16 protein-coding genes are annotated in these 22140 nt (G+C 70.3%); 11 read left to right on the top strand and 5 right to left on the bottom strand.

Annotated features, from left to right (window positions below):
• Nucleotides 1–54 precede the first annotated feature (54 nt).
• Complete coding sequence (locus ACIBG8_RS09135) at nt 55–1512, bottom strand: alpha/beta hydrolase (protein WP_397342098.1); 1458 nt, start codon at nt 1510–1512, stop codon at nt 55–57.
• A 154-nt stretch (nt 1513–1666) separates the two neighbouring features.
• Between ACIBG8_RS09135 and ACIBG8_RS09130 the strand changes: the two genes are divergently transcribed.
• The 8 genes from ACIBG8_RS09130 (at nt 1667) to ACIBG8_RS09095 (ending at nt 13411) form a co-directional block, all read left to right on the top strand.
• Entirely contained in the window at nt 1667–2842 is a 1176-nt protein-coding gene (locus tag ACIBG8_RS09130) for a sensor histidine kinase (RefSeq protein ID WP_397342097.1), read from the top strand.
• Nucleotides 2839–3519 carry a response regulator gene (locus tag ACIBG8_RS09125; protein WP_397342096.1) on the top strand — a complete coding sequence of 227 codons (681 nt, stop codon included), beginning with the start codon at nt 2839–2841 and terminating at the stop codon, nt 3517–3519. The genes ACIBG8_RS09130 and ACIBG8_RS09125 overlap by 4 nt, the downstream gene beginning before the upstream one ends.
• Nucleotides 3520–3675: 156 nt before the next feature.
• Nucleotides 3676–6456, top strand: a complete 2781-nt coding sequence (locus tag ACIBG8_RS09120; RefSeq protein WP_397342095.1) for a BTAD domain-containing putative transcriptional regulator — start codon at nt 3676–3678, stop codon at nt 6454–6456.
• A gap of 506 nt (nt 6457–6962) precedes the next feature.
• On the top strand, nt 6963–10007 hold the full coding sequence (locus tag ACIBG8_RS09115; RefSeq protein WP_397342094.1) for a CHAT domain-containing protein: 3045 nt from the start codon (nt 6963–6965) through the stop codon (nt 10005–10007).
• Complete coding sequence (locus tag ACIBG8_RS09110) at nt 9994–10407, top strand: hypothetical protein (protein ID WP_397342093.1); 414 nt, start codon at nt 9994–9996, stop codon at nt 10405–10407. The genes ACIBG8_RS09115 and ACIBG8_RS09110 overlap by 14 nt, the downstream gene beginning before the upstream one ends.
• Nucleotides 10404–11339: a hypothetical protein gene (locus ACIBG8_RS09105; protein WP_397342092.1), complete on the top strand. Its 936-nt coding sequence runs from the start codon at nt 10404–10406 to the stop codon at nt 11337–11339. Before ACIBG8_RS09110 ends, ACIBG8_RS09105 begins: the two co-directional genes overlap by 4 nt.
• 609 nt (nt 11340–11948) lie before the next feature.
• Nucleotides 11949–12587 (top strand): hypothetical protein, encoded by a 639-nt coding sequence (locus ACIBG8_RS09100; protein ID WP_397342090.1) that lies wholly within the window; start codon nt 11949–11951, stop codon nt 12585–12587.
• Between the two features lie 686 nt (nt 12588–13273).
• Nucleotides 13274–13411, top strand: a complete 138-nt coding sequence (locus ACIBG8_RS09095) for a hypothetical protein (protein ID WP_397342089.1) — start codon at nt 13274–13276, stop codon at nt 13409–13411.
• A 300-nt stretch (nt 13412–13711) separates the two neighbouring features.
• Here ACIBG8_RS09095 and ACIBG8_RS09090 read toward each other — a convergent pair whose 3' ends face one another.
• The 3 genes from ACIBG8_RS09090 to ACIBG8_RS09080 form a co-directional block, all read right to left on the bottom strand.
• Nucleotides 13712–14248 (bottom strand): TetR/AcrR family transcriptional regulator, encoded by a 537-nt coding sequence (locus tag ACIBG8_RS09090; protein ID WP_397342088.1) that lies wholly within the window; start codon nt 14246–14248, stop codon nt 13712–13714.
• Between the two features lie 25 nt (nt 14249–14273).
• The gene (locus ACIBG8_RS09085; protein ID WP_397342087.1) at nt 14274–14747 is read right to left on the bottom strand and encodes a nuclear transport factor 2 family protein; all 474 of its coding nucleotides are present in this window, start codon (nt 14745–14747) and stop codon (nt 14274–14276) included.
• A 702-nt stretch (nt 14748–15449) separates the two neighbouring features.
• Complete coding sequence (locus ACIBG8_RS09080) at nt 15450–15590, bottom strand: hypothetical protein (protein ID WP_397342086.1); 141 nt, start codon at nt 15588–15590, stop codon at nt 15450–15452.
• A 722-nt stretch (nt 15591–16312) separates the two neighbouring features.
• Here ACIBG8_RS09080 and ACIBG8_RS09075 point away from each other — a divergent pair.
• From ACIBG8_RS09075 to ACIBG8_RS09065, 3 genes are all read left to right on the top strand, one after another.
• Nucleotides 16313–16729: a hypothetical protein gene (locus tag ACIBG8_RS09075; RefSeq protein ID WP_397342085.1), complete on the top strand. Its 417-nt coding sequence runs from the start codon at nt 16313–16315 to the stop codon at nt 16727–16729.
• On the top strand, nt 16702–16854 hold the full coding sequence (locus ACIBG8_RS09070) for a hypothetical protein (RefSeq protein WP_397342084.1): 153 nt from the start codon (nt 16702–16704) through the stop codon (nt 16852–16854). Before ACIBG8_RS09075 ends, ACIBG8_RS09070 begins: the two co-directional genes overlap by 28 nt.
• A gap of 969 nt (nt 16855–17823) precedes the next feature.
• Nucleotides 17824–18171 carry a hypothetical protein gene (locus ACIBG8_RS09065; protein WP_397342082.1) on the top strand — a complete coding sequence of 116 codons (348 nt, stop codon included), beginning with the start codon at nt 17824–17826 and terminating at the stop codon, nt 18169–18171.
• Nucleotides 18172–18352: 181 nt separating this feature from the next.
• On the opposite strand, the gene ACIBG8_RS09060 is transcribed toward ACIBG8_RS09065, so the two are convergent.
• Complete coding sequence (locus ACIBG8_RS09060) at nt 18353–21682, bottom strand: AAA family ATPase (protein ID WP_397342081.1); 3330 nt, start codon at nt 21680–21682, stop codon at nt 18353–18355.
• Between the last annotated feature and the right edge of the window lie 458 nt (nt 21683–22140).

Genomic DNA, 22140 nt, shown 5'->3' with positions numbered 1-22140 from the left:
GCCCCGATCTTCGTTGTCCTGCGCGCCACGACCCGCGGCGCAGGCCGTTGAGGCTCAGGTGGCGGGTCGCTCGCAGGTGACGTCCTGGGCGGGCATGACGCCGTCGACCAGGTATCGGGTCACCTTGGTGTCGACGCAGGCGTTGCCGTCGACGAGATAGACGGTGTGCCGGTAGGCGCCCTGGAGAGTGATCATGCGGGAGCCGGTGAGCGCCCGATGCATGGACTGCTGCCCCCGGTAGTTCGTGGCCGGGTCGCCCTCCGCGCCGACGATCAACGCGGGCACCGAGTTGGCGATCGTGGTGACCGGCTCCACCGGCTTGGCGGGCCAGAAGGCGCACGGCGTGATGTTCCTGGTCATCGGCCCGAACAGCGGCTCGGAAGCACGATGACGCTCAATGTCCCGGTAATAGGTGTCGGGGTCGCGAGAGACGCCACGGTCAGCGCACAGCACCGCCGTACCCGCCCGGTCAGAAGCGTCCCCCACCCCCGTGAACAAGGCGGCGAGGCGCTCTCGCAACGAGTCGGGTACGGGCGCCTTGCCCAGCAGCGCCCGCGCCTCAGAAGCCAGGGTGTCGTAGGCCTTCGGGGTGTCGCTGTAGAGGCGTTCGAACAGCCAGAGCGGCACCACGCGGTCGTCCACGCGATGACCCCCGACCCTCACGGAGCCCCGGTTGATCTTCTCCACCCGGGCCAGGACCGCGTCGCGGGTGTCGCCCAGGCCGTACTTCGCCGAGCGCGCGGCGGTCCAGGCGGCCCACCGCCGCAGGGCCGCGTCCATCGCCGGAGCGTTGCGGGAGAGCAGGCCGGGGCCGTACACCTCCGGGTCGGCGGCGCTGTCGAGCACGACGCGATCGGCCCGCGAGCCGAACATCTGCAGGTAGGTCGCGCCCAGGTAGGTGCCGTAGGAGTAGCCGAGGTAGGAGAGTTTCTCCTCGCCGAGCGCGGCTCTGACCGCGTCCATGTCGCGCGCCGTGTTCCTGGTCGTGGCGTACGGCAGGGCCTCGCGATCGCCCTCGGCGCACCCACCCGCCAGCTCCCTGGCCAGCCGTACGCCCTTGTCAAAGGTGGCCCGATCGGATCCCGCCGAGCGCAGGAAGGTGTCGGTACGCCACCGGCACGTGATCGGCGAGCTGCGGCCGACGAAGCGGGGGTCCATGCCGATCAGGTCGTAGCGGGCGGCGACCTCGGGCATCTCCTTGTTCAACAGGACCATGGAGAGGGCGCCGCCACCGGGTCCGCCGGGGTTCATCAGCAGGACGCCGCGCCGCCGCGCCGTGTCGGTGGCCTTGATCCGGGAGATCGCGATGGAAAGGGACCGGCCCTCCGGTTTGCGGTAGTCCATGGGGACCTGGACGGTGGCGCACTGCGCGCCTGCGGCGTCCAGTTGCTTGCCGAGCTGGTCGCCGGATCCGGTCGCGCAGGACTGCCAGCGGACAGGAGGAGTTGGGGCGGCCTGGGCCGCCGGGGCGGCGGTGAGCGCCAGCACGACGGCGGTTCCCAGCTTGATCACAGACATATCTTCCTCGGCTCTCGTTCGGGTGATGACCAGAACCTAGGCCGCTGACCAGCCCCGACACATCGAGCGGAAAGCCGACTCCGAATCCCCTGCTGCGACCGTCGCCCCAGGCGCGACTCATCCGAAAGGAGGACTACCGTCTTTTGTCATGAATGTGGTGCGTTGGTGGCGCGGATTGCCGGTACTGGCCGCTGACGGCGTGCTGGCCTGCGTTTTCGTCGCCTTGGCCGTGACGCAGGCGTTCCTGTCGGCGCGTAGCCCGGTCGCCGTGGCGTACCTGCTGGCGGTGCTCAGCACGGCGCCGCTGGTTCTGCGCAGGCGGTACCCGGTCACGGTCCTCGCGGTGATCACGGCGGCCCAGATCGGTTGCGGGCTGGCCGGCTATCCCGAGGGGTTCCAGACGCTGCCGGTGCTGCTGAGCCTCTACTCCGTCGCGGCCCACCGCCCGCCTGGCTACCGCGACGGGGTCCTGGCCGCGGTGCTGTCGGCGAGCATCGTGCTCCCCGACTTCGCCGGGTCCGCGCTGGGCTTCGCGAGCGTCAAGAGCCTGATCGAGAACGCATTGCAGCTCGGCGGCGCCTGGGCCATCGGGGAGATGGTACGCAGCCGCCGCCTGCGCCACCTGGACATGGTCGAACACGCCCGGCACCTGGAGATCGAGCGCGAGGAGAAGGCCCTGCGGGCGGTCGCGGAGGAGCGGGTGCGGATCGCCGCCGAGCTGCACGACGTGGTGGCCCACCATCTGTCGGTCATCTCGATCCAGGCCGGCGCGGGCGGCCGGCACGTCGCGTCCGAGCCGGACACCGCGCGCGCGGCGTTCGCGACAATCGGCGACACGACCCGCGACGCGCTGGCGGAGCTGCGGAGCATGCTGTCGGTCCTGATGCCCGCGGCCGACGACTCCTACGCGCCGCGTCCGGGACTGGCCCAGCTCGACACGCTGCTGGAACGCTCACGCCGGTCGGGCCTGTCGATCCGGCGGACCACCCATGGTGAAGAACGGCCGCTGCCGCCTGGCGTGGACCGCTGCGTGTACCGCATCGCCCAGGAGTCGCTGACGAACGTGCTCAAACATGCTCCGCAGGCCGAGGTGACGCTCACGCTGACGTACCACCCGGACGCGGTCACGCTGCAGGTCGGCAACAGCGGCCCGGCCGCCGCCCAGCGAGGCGCCGACGGCCACGGACTGATCGGCATGCGCGAACGCGCCGCTCTGCACGGCGGCACCCTGGTCGCCGGGCCGCGCGAGGACGGCGGGTTCTCCGTGTCCGCCCACCTGCCCGCCGTACGCCTGCCGGGCGCCCCTTTGGAGGTGGTCCGATGACCGTCCGCGTCCTGGTCGTCGACGACCAGGCTCTGGTACGCGCGGGGCTGGTGGCGATCATCCGGAGCGATCCAGGTCTGACGGTCGTCGGCGAGGCGGAGGACGGCCATGAGGCCATCGCCCGGGCGGCGGCGATCCCCGCCGATGTCGTCCTGATGGACATCCGGATGCCGGGCCTGGACGGCGTGGCCGCGACCCGCGCCATCCTCGCCCAGTCGGCGGATCCGGCGCCGAAGATCCTCATCCTGACGACGTTCGACCTGGACGAGCACGTCTTCGCGGCCCTGCGCGCCGGCGCGTCCGGGTTCATGCTCAAGGACACTCCCGCCGAGGAGATGCTGAAAGCGATCGCCACGGTCGCGCGCGGTGAGGTCCTGCTGGCGCCCAGCGTCACCCGGCGCCTGGTGCAGCACTTCGTCAGCAAACCCGAGCCCGACCTGCGGACGCCCGAGGAACTGGCCCAGCTCACCGGCCAGGAGACCGCCGTCCTGCGCCTGGTCGGCCAGGGGCTCACCAACCAGCAGATCGCTTCGTCCCTGAACATCGCCCAGGCCACGGTCAAGTCGCATCTGGGACGACTCATGACCAAGCTCAAGCTGTCCAGCCGCGCCCAGGCGGTGGTCACCGCTTACGAGAGCGGCCTGATCGTTGTCGGCGACGGGTCCGTACGTTCATGAGCGCCAAGGTTGTCCATTTGGTCCGTCGCCGCCGGCGAGGCCGCTCAGGTATCGGTAGCTGAAGATGGGGACCATGGGCGGTACTTCGAATGCCGCAATTCGGTTGGGCGTTAGGGTGATCGCTCTGGCCGTTAAGGATGACAGGGGTGGGCGGGCATGGGCGACGACCTGAGGTTTTCGTTGCTTGGCCCGGTGCGGGCCTGGCGCGGTGAGCAGGAGCTGGACCTCGGCTCGCCGCAGCAGCGCTTGGTGCTGGCCGTACTCCTGCTCGCCGAAGGCCGCGCGGTCGGCCTCGACCAGCTGATCGATGCGCTGTGGGAGGAGACGCCCCCGCGTACCGCCGCTCAGGTGCTGCGCACCTATGTCTCGCGACTGCGTGCGGTGCTGGGTGCGGGTGCGGTGGAGTCGGTTGGCGATGGTTATGCGTTGCGTGCCGGCGTGGGTGATGTCGCCGAGCTGCAGAGGCTGTACGGCGAAGGCCGTTACGCCGAGGCGCTGGCCCTGTGGCAGGGCGAGCCGCTGGCCGGACTCAGCGGCGACTACGCCGACGCCCAGCGCGCCCGCCTGACCGAGCAGCGCCTGGCCGCCCTGCAATACCGCCTCGGCCAGGATCTCGACGAAGGCAAGCACGCCGAGGTGATCCCCGAGCTGAACGCCCTGTCCACCGAACACCCGACCAGGGAACGCCTGCGCGGCCTGCTCATGCTGGCCCTCTACCGCGCCGGGCGGCAGGCCGAGGCCATCGGCGTCTACACCGACACCCGCAAGCTGCTGGCCGACGAGCTGGGCGTGGACCCCTCGCCGGAGCTGGCCGAGCTCTACCAGCAGATCATCAGCGCCGACCCGGCGCTCGGCCGGGAACCCGCCAGGCCGGGTGCGGCCGCCCAACCGGCCGCCAGGCACGTGCCGCGGCAGTTGCCCGCCGACGTGGCCGACTTCACCGGCCGTGAGGGCGAGGTGGAGACGATGGTCGAGGCGTTGCGCTCAGGGGAGACCTCGGCGCTGGTGGTCTCGGCGGTGGCGGGCACGGGCGGGGTGGGCAAGACCACGCTGGCCGTACACGTGGCCCACCGGCTGGCCGGGGACTATCCGGACGGGCAGCTGTTCATCGATCTGCGCGGCTCGGGCGCTCAGCCGCTGGATGCCGAGCTGGCGCTCGGTTCGTTCCTGCGCGCGCTGGGCCTGGAGGAGGCGCCGGAGGACCTGGCCGAGCGGGCCGCGCTGTACCGCTCGATGCTCGCCGACCGGCGGATGCTCGTGGTGCTCGACAACGCCGCCGGGCTCGGCCAGGTACGGCCGCTGCTCCCCGGCTCGGCCACCTGCGGCGTGCTCGTCACCAGCCGGGCCCGGCTGATCGGGCTGACCGGCGCCCGCCAGGTGGACCTGGACATGCTCGAGCCGGTGGCGGCGCTGCGGCTGTTCACCACCATCGTGGGTGAGCAGCGGGTGACGGCCGAGCGGGGCGCGGCGATGGACCTGGTCGCGGCCTGCGGGTTCTTGCCGCTGGCGATCAGGATCGCCGCCGCCCGGCTGGCCGCCCGGCCCAACTGGAGCGTGGCCGGCATGCGCGACCGGCTCTCCGACGAGCGGCGACGCCTGGCCGAGTTGCGTGCGGGCGATCTGGCGATCGAGGCGACGTTCGCGCTGAGCTACGACCAGCTGGACGAGGCGCACGCGCGGGCCTTCCGGCTGCTGGCCGTACCGGAGGTCGCGGATGTGTCGCTGCCCGCCGCGGCGGCGCTGCTGGACCTGCCCGAGCAGGAGGCGGAGGCGGTGTGCGAGGCGCTGGTCGACGTCAGCATGCTGGAGTCGCTCTCGCCCGGCCGCTACCGCTTCCACGACCTGCTGCGCGTGTTCGCCAGGAGCCGAGTCGATCCGGGCGCCGACGCGGCGCTCGACCGGCTGCTCGACTACTCCGCCGCTGCCGTCGCCAACCGCTTCCGCTCGCTGTTTCCCGGCGACCGGCGTGCCGAGCTGCTGCCCACCGGCGAGTGGGAGGACGTCTTCGACCCCGCCGAGACCGACGCCCTGCTGTCGGTCGTACGGCAGGCCGCCGCGCGAGAGCACGCCGACCGCTACCGGCTGGCCTGGATCGTGGACATTCTGACGGACGTCGCACCCGAGTCGGTGGCCTTCCGGCACACCCTCGACCTGCTGGTCGCGTCCGCCGCGGACGAGCCGCGGGCCGAGGGCCTGGCCCGCTACCTCCGATCGACCTTGTCCTCGGCCGATCGCGAGGCGCGGCGGTCCGACGCCCTGACGGCCATCGAGCTGGCCCAGGGCGACACCTACGTGACGGCCGTCGCCAGCGCCTCTCTCGGCGTCCAAACCTACGACGACGGCGACTACCAGGCCTCCGTCGAGCTCATCAGGCGGGGCGTGGAGATCTTCGCCGGCAGCGGCGATCGGGGCGCCGAGGCTCTCTGGCTCGGCCTGCTGGCCCGCTCACTCGCCGCGGCGGATGAGCCCGGTCAGGCGGTGGAGGCGGCCCGATCGGCCTACCGCGTTCACGCCGAGCTCGGCGGCGGCACCCCGCGGCACCCGTGGGCGCCCTACCAGCTCGCGTTCACGCTGCAGGCCGTTGGTGCGCTGGAGGAGGCGTTGCGCATGTACGAGAGCGCGGTCACGGGGTTCCGTGAGATCGGCGAGCTCGACTGGATCGGCACGGCCAGCACCCGCATGGCCGACATCCACCTCTCGCTGGGCGACCACGCCCGCGCCCTCTCGCTCGCCGAGCAGGCTTTGGCCGCGCTGAGGGAAGTCGACGACGAGCACTGGCAGGGCAAGGCCCTGATGATCATCGGCCAGGCCCTCACGGCCACGGGCCAGCAGGAACGCGGTCACGCCTGCTACGGCGAAGCGCTGGAGATCTTCGAGCGCCTCTGCCTGCCGGAGGCCGAAGACGCGCGCACCCTGCTGGCCGCGGTGAACACCTAGCCCGCACACATGGACACCCTCACCAGCGCAGTCCACACAGCGGAAGGCCAATTGCCCGCCCTGCTCGCCAGGACCCACACCAGCATGCTGCCCGGCCCGTTCCGAGATGGCAGGCTCCGGCGGCGCTTGGCCTGGACGCGCCACACCTGCCGAGTCCACAGTCGGCAGGGCCGAGCCGTTCGACTCGATGAACCTGTGGATCGCCACCGCGGACGAGCGGTTCGGGACCGCGACTGGCGGACCCACCCGGGCCCGGAGTTCGCTTTGCACCCGGCAGGCGCCGTGGCGCCTGTCCCCGAGGTGGGCCGGATCTTCCCCAAGCGGCACACCCAACTGGTCCTGACCTGGAGCTGACCAACGCCAGCAGCACCCTCGACACGGAGGACCCCGGTGAACAGCGCACGGTGGCAGCCTCCTACGACCCCCGACGGGCGGGGAGATCACAGTGCGGTCCCGGTGGGGTGGCTGGGCTGGCCGGACGGGCGCTTCCACCGGATGCTGGGGGGATGAACGTCGTGGTCGCCTTCGCGTTCTACTTCGCGGCCTTCCAGCTGGTGTACCGGGCGGCCGGGGTCGGGGCGAACGGGTGGACCACGTCGACCTCGGCGATCATGCCTGCCGTACTCACCGCCTCCTACACGCAGATGCGGGACGGGTACGCGAGCGCCGGCGCCGGGGGAGCAGCCGGAGCGGTCGCGGTCGTCCATCTCGTGGTCCTCCCACTGGTCGTCCTGTACGGCACCTATGTGGTGCGGCGCTTCGAGGCCGCGCCGCCCCCGGCCTTTCTGCCCGCCGACGACCTGAGGCTTCTGGCCCGGCGTCCTCGCTTCTGGCGCGGGGCACGCGCCCTGGCCGTCGGTTCCGCCGCGCTGGCCGTCTTCATCGGGATGCCGGGGGACGCGCGGAGGCTGGTGCTCGCCGTCGTGGCCGTCGCGGTGGGTGGCGCGTTCCTGGTTCCCGCCGCCGTGAACGCCTGGCGGCGCTGGGGTTCCGGCCGGCCGTTCTTCTCCCGGATCGATCCGGTCCGCTGGGGCATCGCACAGCTCCGGGTCGCGGAACGGGAGGGCGAGTACGGCAGGCTACTCGTCGACGATCTCATCCAGGACCTGCGGCGGCGCCTCGACGGCAAGCCGCCACGCCACCGCCGTTACGGATCCTTCACCATGCTGCTCCTCACGGCGCTGCTGCTCCGCTACCGGCTGGCCGGGCGGCGCGAGGACCTGGACGAGGCGCTCACGACCGGCCGCCGGCTGATCTCCGCCGAGCCGCCTGGGGAAGCCGCGCGGAAGGGGTACCAGATCCAGTTCGCGTTGGCGCTCCACACCGCCTATCTCGGCACCGGTGACTTCGACCTGGTCGACGAGTCGATCCGCATCCTGCGGGAGGCAGCCGCGACGGCTCGGCCGGCGGTCAGACCGGCGATCCTCGCGAACCTGGCCGTCAACCTCGACGAGCGGAACGTCGCGCTGGGTGACGTCGACGCGTTGCGGGAATCGGTCGAACTGCATCGCGAGGTGGTCGCCGCGACGCCGACGGAGGACTACCAGTCCGTTCTCAAGCGGTCGCTGGTGCCGATACTGTCGCCGTTCACCAGGCCCCGGGTACGCAAGGCGTCCCGCGAGGCGGTCAGTCTCGCCATGGTCAACAGCCACCATCTGCCGCTACGCCTGAGCAACCTCGGTCTCGCCCTCGTCTTCCTGCACGCCGTCGACGAGGACCCCGCGCTGCTGACCGAGGCGATCGCGGCCCTGCGGCGAGCGCTCCTCATCATGCCGGAGACCCATACGCAACGCCTGTGGATCGAGGGCAGGCTCGCCGACGTCCTGCTGGTCAAGCAGAACGAAGAGGGCGGCGACGCCCTGCTGGACGAAGCCGAGCAGCTGATCCGGCGGTCCATGGACAGGCTGCCCGCCGATCACCCCCAGAGGGCGGAGTTCCACTTCCTGCTCGGGACGTCGGCCAGGCGGAGGTTCGACGCCACCGGCGACGACGCGCAGCGGTCGCAGGCGATCGCTCACTGGCGGCGGGCTACGACCATCACGGACGCTCCCCCCGCGATCAAGGGGCAGTCGGCCGAGGCATGGGGCCGCCTGGCGGCGGATGCCGATGACTGGGAATCCGCGCTCGACGCGTTCTCCCTCGCCGTCGAAACGCTCCCGCTGCGCGCGTCCCGGACGCTGAGCCGTACGGGACGAGAGCGCGCGCTGGCCGAACCCATGGGGCTGGCTGCCGAGGCGGCCGCCGCCGCGCTCTCTGCCGGGCGGCCCGCCCGCGCCGTGGAACTCCTCGAACAGGGCAGAGGCATCCTCCTCGGACAGACCCTCGACACCAGGGGCGATCTCGGCCGTCTCACCGCCGAGCACCCGGAGATCGCCGCGGAGTTCGTCCAGATCCGGAACGCCTTCGACCGTCCGGACCTCGAAGGCGAGCCCGACGAGATCATCGAACGGCGGCACGCGCTCGCCCGGCGCTGGGACGAGACCCTCGCTGGAATCCGTGGGTTGGACGGCTACGCCGACTTCCTTCTCCCGAAGACGTCAGCCGAACTGTGCGCCGCCGCGCGGTCCGGCCCGATCGTCTTCGTCACCCAGAACGACCGCCGGTCCGATGCGCTGATCATGTTGCCGGACGGCATCCACCCGGTCCCGCTGCCCGAGGCCACCGCGGCGGCGACCAGGCAGCGGATCATCGCCTTCTACAGCGCGCTGACGGTCGCGATCGCCCCGGGCAGCTCGTTGCGCGAACGCGCGCGGGCGGAGGCTGACCTGCGAGACACCCTCGAATGGCTGGAGCAGGCGATCACCGGCCCGGTGCTCGCGAAGCTCCCCGCGGACGTCTCCAGGCTCTGGTGGGTGCCGACCGGGCTGATGGTGTTCCTGCCGCTGCACGCCACCGAGCACGGCGCGATCATTCCCTCCTACACCCCGACCGTCCGGGTGCTGGAGCACGCCCGCGGCCAGGCCAGGGCCGTCGTCTCCGACGGAGCCCTGGTCGTCTCGGCGGCCGGTGCCGTCGACGGGCTTCCGCTGCCTGGCGCGGCCGGTGACGCCGAGATCCTGGCCGCGCTCCTGCCGGGCGCGCGGCTGCTCGAAGACGCGGACGCGACCCGCGCGAACGTCCTCGCCGCGCTGCCCGGCGCGCCCCTGGTGCATTTCGCCTGCCATGCCGTCAGCGATCTGTCGACGCCCGCGCTCAGCCGCCTCATGCTGTACGACGAACCGCTGACGCTGCTGGACGTCAACGAGCTGGGCATGATCGGCGGCCGACTCGCCTTCCTGGCGGCCTGCACCACGGCGTTGAGTGCGATCGGTCTGCCCGATGAGGCCATCCATCTCACCTCCGCCTTCCAGCTCGCCGGATATGAGCACGTCGTCGGTACGCTGTGGCCCGCTGACGACCGCACGGCGACGGCCGTCACCCGCGGCTTCTACCAGCGGCTCGCCGAAGGACGTTCGGTGCACGACGCGCTGGCCGAGACGGTCGCCGCGGTGCGCTCGGATTCGCCCAGGACGCCATCGCTGTGGGCCTCCTACGTTCATGTCGGCCCCTGATCCCCCCGAGGTACGCATGCCCGACCAAGCCGACCGCCTCTCCGCCCTGTGCCGCGCGCTGGAACTCGGCGAACTCCAGGAGATCGCGGCCGAGGACGGCTTCGAACCGCTGCTGGAGCGGATCGTCTCGACCCTGACGAGCGGAGCGGTCGTAGCCGAAGCCGACCTCGACGCGCTGGACGCCAAGCTGATCGCCTACGGCGTACCTGGAGGACTTCTCCCGCCGACCTGGCGCCGCTACCAGCCGAACCCCGCCGCGGCCGGAGCTCCCGCCCCGGCGATCGAGGTCTGGGTCTGCCCGACCGGCCGCTGCGCGCGCTGGACGCCCCGCACCGACGAGACGCCACCGAGGTGCGCCATCGCCGGCGAGCCTTTGGCCGGACGAAGGCTCGCCCCGTGATCGGGCTCCTCGGGGAGGTCGGCAAGCGCCTGCTCGACAAGTGGCTCACGCTCCTCGTCATCCCGGGGCTCCTCTTCGTCGGGACAGCCGCGGCGGGAATCCAGCTGGGCCACGTGCACGCGCTTGACGCGCCCGCGCTCTCGCGCTGGATCACGACCCGTCTCGAAAGCTCACATCCGGACAACACAGGCGCGGCCCTCCTGGCGATCGTGGCGGTGGGCCTCGCCGCTGCCGGAGCCGGGCTGTGCGCGGCGGCGCTGGGACGCCTCATCTCGGTGCTGTGGGCACTGCCGGCCAGCCGCGGCCCGATCGGGCTCCTCACGCGCCGTCGCCGCGACCGCTGGAACGAAGCCAACGCGGCCGTGACCGCCGCCGTGACGGCCTCGATCACCGGTGCCGCGCCTCAGGCTCTCGCGACCGCGCTTGCCGCCCGCGACAAGATCTCTCTCACCGAGCCGACCCGCCCCTCGTGGACGGGCGACCGGCTGTCGGCTCCTGCGTCCCGCGTGAGGACCGCCTACGGGCTGGATCTCGGCGCTGTCTGGCCCCGTCTCTGGCTCCTCCTGCCGGACGCCACCCGCACCGAACTCCTGGCAGCCCACACCGCCTACACCTCGGCGACCAGGCTCTCCGGCTGGGCCATCATCTACGCTCTCCTCACCCCGTTCTGGTGGCCGGCCGTACCGGTTGCCCTCGTCACCGCGCTTGCCGCCCACCTCCAGACCCGCGCCGCCGCGGAAACCCTCGCCGATCTGACGGAATCCGCCGTCGACCTCTACGCCCCGGACCTGGCCTCGCAGCTGGGCCTCGCGACCGTCAGGCCCTTCCCCTCTGCGGCCGGTTTCGAGGTGACAGCGGCCCTACGCAAGGACCTCCTCCACCCTCCGGCACCCGAGGCCGAGTCTCTACGCAGCAGGCGTCGCCTGCCGTAAGACCAGCCGGAGGAGCATCAAGCCGACAACCTTCTCACGAGTACGGCCGGCGGCGACGTGAGCATGCCTGTCACCTGTACCGCGTCAAAACGCAGCCACGACAGCTCTGAGCTGTCGTGTGACGGGGTCCGTCATGCCGCAGCACCGCCACCGAACGGGCCGTTCTCGCGGCGCTGGCCCAGTGGTTACCAGCAGCGCTGCGCGCTCATCGGCTGGTCAGCCCGGCGACGTTGCGGTCGATCTCGACGACTGCCGCGGGTGGCAGTGTTTGCCCGGGCTGATGCCGAACGGCAGGCAGCGCATACACGGCGGCCCTCGTCATGGCCAGGCCGTACGACCGGCTCATGGCGGGCGAGCACGCGCACGATCCGGACACCCTCGAGCGGCCCCCATCGCGGGAGCGCCGGTGGGGCACCGGCTCGGGCCGCAGCACCAGCTGGCACGCCGTACGGCACGCTGATCGTCGAGAGCGTGAACTCAGCAGCGATCCGGGAGATCATCGTCCGCCCGCCTGCGCACCCCGCCTGCGCGCCCACCTCGATGCTGCTGCCCTATGGCCTGACGCTCTATGGCGCACATCTTGAGCGGGGTTGGTGAGATCATCTGCCTATGGCTGACACGCTGAACGCGGACGTCGTCTTACGGCCCGAACGCCCGGGATGGCTCAAGGCGCTCGCCGCCGCCATACCGCTGCTGATGTTCGGCCTGTTGCTGGTGCTCTTGCGGCTGATCGTCGGCGGCTACGGCAGCCAGGGCCTGGGCTTGTTCGCCTTCCCCGCCCTGATCGTCTTGCTGGCCGTGCCCGCGGTGTGGGCGGCTGTATACCTCACGCGCCGCAGGCGCACCATGCGTCTTACTTTGGACGCCTCCACGCTGCGCCTGACCGCCTGGAACGGCAAGGGCTGGCACATCCCCCGAGCCGAGGTCACCCACGCGCACTACCTCGACGTGGTTTCACCGATGGCAGGCAAGCCGACGTCCTGGGTCGTCGTCACCGGCGCCGACGGCACGGCGAACGTCCTCTGGCAGAGCGACTGGCCCGACACGGGGCTGCCCAGGATGTGGAAGACGATCGGCTGCGCGAGCACTCGCGACACGCTGACGATGCGGGAGGTGCTGCGCCGCTACCCGGCCCTGAACCTGCCCTGGTGGCACCGCCATCCGGTGCTAGGTGGGCTGACCGGAGCAGCGCTGATCCTCATCTACGGGCTACTCGTCATCATGCCCTTCGTCCTGATCACCTCATAAGCCACCACTACCAGGTGAATCCAGTCAAGCCGGGACCGGCGCGACCATGAGCTCGGCGACCTTGACCAGAGCCGGCTCGCACGCGACCTTGACGACGTCGGAAGGGCTCGCCTGGTCCGCCAGGTCCTGAGCATCTCCGGGTCACCTTCCAAATTGTTAATCTACATTGTAAAGGCACCCGCGGGCGATTGCTGACGATGTGGAGAACGGCCCGGCCGAGGCGTCAGGGATGTTGATGACCTGTTTCGGGAATTTCAAGCTCCCAGCACCTCACACTCACGGCGCTACGACTCTTGGTGATCGCGGTCGCACACCAGCGGCGTGCCCACCGGCCCCGGCCGTCAAGGTGGTGATCGCCGTGAGCACGGCAGCGAGGAGACTACCCGGCATCTTCTGGTAGGAGGTGAGCCGCGTCTGACGACCATCGTGCGCCTCATTTGGCCGGCCTGCTGCCTCTGGTCAACGCAGAGGTGGCAAGTGGCCTGGTGAAGCCCATGATCGGCCTGTTTCGATAGGTCGTCACCTTGATGGGCCCGCACAGCGCCCGAGTCGACAGTGTGGAGCGCTACCGCGACCGGGTCGCCGACCTGATCTTCACCTTGGACCTGCTGTGCCATCGGCATACCGGTCGAGCTCAGCCTGGTCGGCGAGGAATGGCGCCTGTACGACACCAACCAGACCGTGCGATGAAGGGCAGCCTCGGGCCGCGCATGCCCATGCTGGCGACCACCGGCCCAGGGCCATGGTTGGTACTCGTCCTGCTGTGGGGCGGCGTAGCCGTCCTCGGGCTGGTCTGGGTCGCCGCGCCGATCACCCTGCACTGAGTGGTGTGCATGGTGAAGTTGCTGGTCACGGATCTGGTGTGAGGGTCGGGAAAGCTACTCGCGCTGGTCGTCGGCCGGTGTCCACGGCGAAGATCGTCTGACATGTCGTTCGGCGTGGTCCTCGGTTTGTGCTGCGCCGCTCTTACGATCTGTCGCTGGGCAGGGCCGGGTCGCCCCGACGCCCGCCAGGGAGGCTGACCCGGACGAGGCTCGCCCGCGGCTGAAGAAGCCGAGTTTCATCGGCCGAGTTGGCCTACGAGGGGGACTCGGGACCGTCGGCGCCGAGTTGCCAGTGTCGGGTCATCGAGCGGTGAGGACGTGCGCCCACGGCTCATCGATGTCGGCCAGACCTAGCACGGCCACCACGTTGTCGAGCATTCCGGCGCCGAACCAGCGCCGCACGGCCTCGTCGTCGCACAGCAACTGCCGAACGGTGTCCACCTGCTTGGCGTAGCACCGGCGCACGGCCTGCTCCACCAGTGGCTCACCGACGGCACAGTTCGCGTGCATGAGGAAACGCAGGATGTTCCGGTCCGCGACGAGCGCGGCGTAGGCGCCGCGCGCCGCGTCCAACGCCCCCTCGGCCCCACCCGACGCTGGCGAGTGAGCGACCAGCGTGTCGGTCATGACAACAGACACATGGTCGACCACCGCCGCGAACAGTGCTTCCTTGTTCGGGTACAGGCGATAGAGATACGGCTGCGAAACGCCGACCCAGTCTGCGATCTCGTGCGTCGTCGTACCGTAGAAGCCCTTTTGCGCGAAGCAGTCGACCGCGGCGGCCACGATGGCCCGACGTCGTTCGTCGCTCTTCGTGCTGGTACCGGCGGCAGGCATGGGCGTCAGTTAAACACGGCTCCGCTCAGACTCCAAAAGCCACGCTGTGGTCGGAGCCGGACGGCACGTCGTGGGGCGTGAGCGCCTCGATCGCCACCAGCGGGTTCCAGTAGTCCAGGTAGTGGGTGATGCGCGCGTCGTCATCGGTCCAGACGACGGAGATGCACGTCTGCTCGTACGGCTTGCCGGTCGGCAGCGCCGTGCCCTTCGAGCGGAATTCGGCGATCACCAGACTCGGATCGACCGTCTCATGGAACACCAGGTCGACGAACTCCACGTCGAAGGTCTCGGGAAAGTGGCTCATGTGCGCGCGCAGTGCGTCTCGCCCAGTTACCCGCTGGGGCACGCCGACTGGCGCGTACGGGAACTCGAGCACCGCGTCCGGGGCGAACAACTTCACCCACTCCTCGGTGTGTCCGGCAGCGGTGAGGCGCAGGTGCTCGGCCACGGCGTGCTGGGCGGCGGCGCGGCGGGCGGCTTCGTCTTCCTTGACTGTCATTTCGCTCCTAAGTTAGTGGTCGACCTATAACTTACCATACCGTGTCCCGTTGCGCGGGTAGTCGAGCAGGAGGCGACGTCAGGGGATCCCGGTCCGGTTCACGCAGAGGATGGCGTACAGAATGCCCCCCTCGGCGGCGGACGGCGGCCCGCGGTTCGTCAGGACCAGCCGAGCCCTCACCAGGGCAGTCGCCCACTTCGGGTCGGTGCGTAACTTGCCGAGTACGCTCCAGTTTCTTCAGGTGGGCGAAGCCGTGCTCGACCCGGGCCCGTACTGCGGCAAGGACCTTGCTGGACGGCTTCTGCCCGCGCGTCAGCGGCCGGTTCCGGGCGGCCTCGTAGTCGGTGATCACCGCCGGATCGGCGTCGGGACCGCGGTCGTCGAGCCCGACGAATCCCAGGTCGGTGATGGCTCCAAGGCTGGCCGCCCGCAGCCTGACGATGAGCCGGTCGTGACGGCAGGCAGTGATCTCCGAGATGCAGTCGGCCCTTGTCGTCAGTGAGTGCGATCACGAGCAGCCATGGTGTGCCAGGTCGTCGGCCGCTGGTCACAGCGCAGCACCGCGAGCACGATGGCGGCGATCTTCCTCGCGGGCAGGGTCTGCCTCCGCGAGCCGATCTTCTTCAGGTGGCCGCGCACCAGACTGGCGAGCCGGTTCAGGGTCGCACTCGACAGCGGCAGGCGTGCGGTGTATCCAGGCGGTCAGGTCCCCTGCAGCCAGCCGCGATCGGCGAGCTTAGTCATCTTCGCCCGCAGCTGCTCCAGCTTGCCGCGCACCGAGGCGTTCAGACCCAGCCGCTCGCCGACCGCCCTGACCTGCACCGGGCCGTCGGCCTCCGGCACGATCGCCAGGATCTTGCGGTGGTCGCCCGGCAGCGCACCCTCCTCGGCCGCGTCGCTGCATCAAGGTGAGCGTTTTCAAGCGTTTTCAGACTGTGGTTGTGAGAGGCCGGCCGTGCCAGCGGATGCGGGCGCGTTCGCGGCGCTGGGCGGCCAGCACATGAGGATGGCGGGCATGCCCGCGAGGGGTCAGGATCCGGCGCGCCAGCGCGGTGTGGCCACCGAACAATTGAGCGGTGTGCATGGTGAAATCGCAGGTCGCGGGTCTGGTGTGAATGACGAGTGGGGGTACTCGGGCCGGTCGGCGGCCGATGGCCTTGGTGGAAATGGTCAGATTCCGGTGGGAGGCCTGGTTCGGCTGCGCTCGTGACTTGCCCCGCCCACGATCCGTCGGCAGGTCGGCACGCCACAAGATCGCGGGAGGGGCCCGGGATGCAGGAGCGGCAGTGGATCACCGCCCGCCGGAGCGAACTGGACGCCCTCGCCGAGGAGCTGACCAAGAGCTTCAGGCGGTCCAGACTGTCGCTCCCGTATCGGCGAAGATGGCCGGGCAGGCAGTCCTGCTCATCCCGCACCGCGGATGCCGTACCTCAGGTTGTCGGTGGTTTTCGGCCCCGGTTCTGTGCGGGTGGAAGCCGGCGACCTTGTGGGGGCGGCCGCGCCGCGACGCTGGTAGGTCGGGCACCGGAGGGATTAGAGCTCTGGGCATGGGTAGGCGTCGTGGAATGTTGATGCGCATCCAGCAGACGCTCGAGCAGTCCAGGGGACGTTTCCCCATGTACGCCGACCCCGTCACCGGAGAGTGGGAGTGGTCGCGGGACGGCGGCTGGTTCGGCGGATTCTGGGCCGGACTGCTGCGCCTGGCAGGGAACCCGGCGCACGCCGAGGTCACCGCCAGGCTCCGCGACCGGCTCCTGGCGCCCACGGTGTTGCGGGGATTCCTGTTCTGGTATTCGGCGGGACTGGCGGGCGACCTCCTGGCCGTCGAGGCGGCCCACGAGCTGGCGGGCAGTTTCGACGCCGGTGCACCTCGGCTTCGGCGATCGCCGCATCGGGACTGGCGCAACTGTCCCGCCTCACCGGCGGACGTTACCGTCAACCGGCGGCGGACACGGTGGCGGTGCTGGTCGAGCGGCATGTGAACAAGGCGGGCGGGTTGGTTGACGGGTGCTACAACCTGCGCAAGGCCATCGCTCCCCGCAACGAGCTCGTCTGGGGAGACTACTTCCTGCTCGAAGCAGAACAACTCCTCGCCGAGCAACATTGACCCCGGTGGGGTCCGGCTGATAAATCCCCACCGATCCGACCCCGGCACCCCCACCTTGGTTCTGGCCTCCGCCCTCCGGCCCGGCTGGCACCGCGACATGTACGGCGTCACCAACGACCTGAGCTGGATCCAGACCCTCGCATTGCCATCGAGGTCGCGCACTACCTCACCCCCGACTACGGGCTGGTAGCGCCGTCGCGGGGAACGCCGGATCGGCCGACTGGATCCGGTGGTGTCGGTACGGCGCGGATGCGGCTCAGGCACTGCGGACTGCAGGTGGGGGAGCCGCCGGTGATCGGGTGTTTCTGCGCAGGCCCGGCCGGGTGGGCTTGGGCCGACCGGTGCCCGGGCTGGGCTGTCTCCTACTGGGATGCCGGGGGAGCCGGGCGGGCGGCGAGGTGGTCCTTGCGCAGCATGACGGTAATCTTCAGGCCGGTCTCCCGAGTGAGTGGACCCTCGATCGCCAGGCCCAGCTGGGTGGGCAGGTCGCGACCGTACAGGTCGATGATCGCCTCCAGCAGGTCGGCGAAGGCGGCCGGTGGTCGCGATCGCGGCGGCGAACGGCGCGGCGGGCCACCACCAGGGAGCCAGCGCCAGATACAGCAGCGCCCAGCCGAACAGCCGGGCCGCGGCGGTCACTCGGTCCCGGGCGCCGGCCAGCTCGGTTCTGGCATCCTGCGGGAGGACCAACCACAGCCGGGGCCAGGCGCTGGTCAGGTCCAGGTCGTTGGCGGCCAGCACGCGCCGGTCGGCCGCGCCCAGCCAGTCGGCGATCCAGGTGGGCCGTTGCGGGGCCAGTGGGCTGATGGCCCCGCGCCGAGCGTGCGCGCGGGTCACCTCGGAAGACTCAGAGGAGGCGCGCGGTGCGGCCTTGGTCGGCTGTTCGACCCGGGCGTCGGCCTTGCTCCAGCGCTGTTGCCGCCAGTGGGTCAGCAGGCGGGCAGGGCCGCGGCCTTCGGCCGTCCAGCCGTGTTCGATTACCCGGCCGAGTGCGGCGGCCGCCAGCCCGGCCGCGGCCGCGGCGGCCAGCCCGGCGACGGCGAGCAGCACGATGCGTCCGGGGCTGGCGGCGGTCGGCTGGGTGGCCAGCCGATCAAGAGCCGTGCGCAGCGCGGGCACGTCGAAGGGGTGCGTGCCGCTCTGGTGCAGGGTCAGCGCCATGGTCAGGCGGGTCAGGTAGACCAGGCCGGGCAGGACCAGAAGGCTCAGCCAGCGTTCGGCGAGCTTCTTGCCCAGTTCGTCCAGGAACCCGCTTACGTGGGTAGCCAGCCCCTCCGCCCGAACGCCCGGATCCGGGCGACCTGCTCGTCGGCGTGATCGAAGAACGCCTCCAGTTCGGGCCGGGTGAACGCTGGTCCGCGCACGGCACATCCGCCCGCTGATCGCCCGCCGCGGCACCGTACACGGCTCAGGCCTGGGCGACACCCACCAAGCCTTCCTCCGCCTTGGTCGCGCACTCATCTGCCGGCGTCGACTCACCTTGTTGCGTCAGGAGCTCCTAGCCGGGATCCGCGGGCAGGCCCAGAACATCGTCGCAACCGCTGCAGGGGAGCTCGGCGAGCAGGCTCTTGGCGCGCGCTACGAAAAGGTGGGCTTCGCGCTCCCGCGAAAGGACGAGTGCTTGATGGGCGGCCCGTACGGCGGACCGGACGTCGCCGGCGGCTCGGAGCGCCTTCGCGCGGATGAGGAGAACCAAGCCCTCCGTGTACCGTTCGCCGTAGGTGTCGATGAACGTCTCGGCCTTGTCCAATGCGGTCATGGCGGCCGGGATCTCGTCGGCGCGAAGCCGTACCTCGGCAAGAAGCGCGTACCAGGTGGCCAGGTTCGATCGAGGTGGGGCGACGAGTGTGGTCTCGATGATGCGCTCCATCTCCATGGCCGACGTGACCGGGTCATCGCCGGACATGGCTCTCGCCCAATGCCTGGCGAGCCGTGGGTAGCTGCCGGAGAACGTGAAGGTGAAGTCCGGATCAGCGTTGATGGCCGTCTCGGCCGCCCGCAGCGCCCAGGCGAAGTCTCCCCCGATGGCAGCCGCGGTGACGGCGAAGGAGCCCCAGATGCTGAGGGCGTAGGGGTCGCCGCCGGCGTCGAACTCCACCAGGTCGAAAAGGTGGCGCGCGGCAACCAGGTCGCCGTGCAGGGCGGTGTTCAGCGCCAACATGACCGGGGTCATCATCTGGAGCCGGTGTCGCAGCGGCTCGGCGTCCCGATGGGCGTGGATGAGTGAATCGGACTGACTCAGGTTCCGATAAGCATCACCGATATTGCCTGAACTCCACTGGTAGACGCCCCACGCGTGATGTCCGGAAGCCTGGACGACAGGGTCCGAGGAGCGCCGACCGTGGTCCAGCAACCGGCGTGCGAGGTGCCCGGCAGCCTCGAGCTGGATGCCCTGGGCGTGGGCCAGAAATCGGGAGAAGAGGAAGCCGGTGGCCTCCCGTTCGCGGCCGAGCGACCGCGCGACCTCCTCGGCGCGGTCCAGATGGTCCATGGTGGCTCCGACGAAACCGGCGTGGATGCCCGCGATGGCGGTCAGCTCGGTGAGCGCGGTCAGTTCAAGGCTGAGGAGTCCGTTGCCGCGTGCGATTCCGGCCGCGGCGTCGAGGTGCTTCTCCGCGGTCTCGTAAGCAGAGCGTCTTGCCGCGATGCGGGCCGCGACGATCAGTGCTTGCGCTGTCGGCTCCGGCTCGGCGAGCGGGCCCGCCGAACACAGGTGGTGGGCGAGTGCCTCGCTGTGACGCTCGGCCGGGTCCTGGGCCTGCGCGAGCGCGGACGCGATGTGCAGGTGGAAGCGGCCTGCGTCTGATCGTGACGTCGAGTGGGCCACTGACTCGCGGACGAGGTCGTGCACGAACCGCCAGTCGCTCAGGGAACCGGAGATCACCTCAACCAGACCGACCGCTTCAAGGGCCTCCAGACGTGTGAGGCACTGCGAAGGGTCGAGACCGGCCGCGCCCGCCAAAAGGCGAGGGTCGATGTCGCGGCCCATCAGGGCCGCGATTTCGATGAGGCGACGGTCACCGTCCTCGAGCTTGCCCGTCCGATCGCGGACGATGTCACGTACGGTGGACGGGACACCGGCTCGGGCTGCCACTTCATCAGCCAGATGGTCCCCTTCGGCCAGAAACCTCGCGAGCTCGCGCACGAACAGAGGGTTGCCCTCGGTGCGGGCCTGGATGTTCCGTGCGACGCCGGGATTCGGAGACCGCCCAGTCTCTTGCTGGACCAACTCGGCGACATCGGAGGGGCCGAGGGGGCCAAGGACGATGCGCCGGTGGCGGTCCTGGCGCACGACCGTCGCCAGCATGCGCCGCAGGTGTGGGCTGGGCGCCGGTGCATGGCCGCGAAGGGTGCCCATCAACACGCTCCTGTCCGGGAGCGACTCGGCCAGATGGGCGAACAGTTGCAGCGAGGCCTGGTCTGCCCAGTGAAGGTCTTCCACGACGACGACCACGGGCCGGTGCGCGGCGGCCGCGCTGAACAGCGTGACGACGTTGCCGTACAAACGGAACTGCGCTCCGGCGTCTGGCCGCGCCATGGCTTCGGCATCGCATGCAGGGTGCTGCAGCAGGCCGTCGAGTTCGGTGGTCCAACGCGCCTGGTCGTTCTCCGGCAGTGCCGCGATCAGGGCACTGACAATCTGGACCCAGGGCCACATCGACGGGGCACCCTCGCCGTCGTGGCACCGCCCCCAGAAGGTGAGAGCGCCGTTCGCGGCGGCCTCGTCGGCGACTTCGGCAAGCAACCGGCTCTTGCCCACTCCCGCCGGACCCTCGACGAGTACGATCTGCGATCGGGCGACAGCGGCCGAGTCGACGGCATGGCGGAGGAGGGCAAGTTCTTCCTGCCGACCCACCAGACGATCGGGCCGGCCGCGGGAAGGATTCCGCGCTTCGCTCCTGGAGTGCGCGCCGGATGCGGATCGGGGCGCGGCTGCCGAGAGAAGGCCGGCGGCACGTGGTAGGAAGACGGCCTCGCCTTGTTGGAGAACGTGCCGGTGCGCCTCGCGGAGCGCTGGACCGGGATCGATGCCCAACTCGTCGGCAAGCCGTACGCGCACCGTCTCGAAAACGGACAGCGCCTCCGCCTGCTGTCCCGACGCTGCCAGGATGGTCATGAGCGCCGCCTGAATGGTCTCGTCGAGGGGCGCGATCCATGCGGCCAGGCGCAGCGGTTGCAGGATGCGTTTGGCATGACCGAGAGGCACGATGGCGTGAGCGGCCTCTACGCAGGCGTCCAGCAACTCGCGGTTGACGGAGGCGAACAGTGGTCTGGCGGTAGTGCTGATGGTCAGCCCGTCGCCCGCCGATCCTCTCCACCGTGACAGAGCCTCTTCGTATGCGTCAGCTCCCTCCTCGAAGCGCTGAGCGTCCATGGCGGCGCGGGCGAGGCCGAGGAAATGCCGGAATTCAGTCAGATCGAGTGCCACGCTGCGGTCATCGAACTGGTAGCCGCTGCTGCGGTAGCGGAGGTAGGAGCCGGGCGCCCGCGCCGGCAGGTCCGGGTCGAGCAGCCGTCGTAACGCCCCGACATATTTTTGAACGATGTTCAATGCCGACGTCGGCATCCTGTCGTCCCAGACGAGGTCGATGAGCTCAGAAGTGCTGACCGGTCGACCCACGTGCATCAGCAACAGGGCTAACAGGTAGGTCTGCTGACGCGGTCCGGTGTCGACCTCGACGCCATCACGCCACACCCGTAACGGGCCGAGGACCTGGACGGTCAGCGAGCCAGCGCCGCCTCCCGGACGCGTCACGGGAGCGAGCGCGGGTACGGCGAGCGTCGGTTCGGTTCCGCCGCTTCGTCGGGAGGGGGAGGCGTCAGCCATCGGGTCTTCCTCGAACGAAATGATGTTGAGGAAAGGCTACGCGCTCGCTCGGGTTGTCCTTATTCGGGTCGGCGATCTTGGGCAGCCGAGGGCCCGGTGCCTGGAGGCGGCGGGCATTTCGGGGTGGGGGTTCCACGAGGCGGCCCAGTTCGCCCGCCCGTCGGTCAGCCTGTGCCAGTACCGGGGACTCCCCAGGCCGCGCTGATCGCGCCACATCGACGGTGTGCCCGCCTCTGCAGGCACTGACCCCGATGACGAGGGCGCCCGGCTGCTCCGCCTAGGTGCAGGACGCCATGAGCAGCCGGGTCTTACCGCGGTGAGCAACAATCGTAGGCACGGCTGGGGAACCGGGACGTCGGCGGCATCGAGGACCGACTGCCGGGGGCGGCACGCGCGCAGCCCCCGCTCGGACACAATTCGTCGCGGTGAACGGGACGTGGCAACCCTCGTGACACGGG

Source organism: Nonomuraea sp. NPDC050556 (genome assembly GCF_044457355.1).
GTDB lineage: Bacteria > Actinomycetota > Actinomycetes > Streptosporangiales > Streptosporangiaceae > Nonomuraea.
This window is presented reverse-complemented; position numbering and strand designations above follow the sequence as displayed.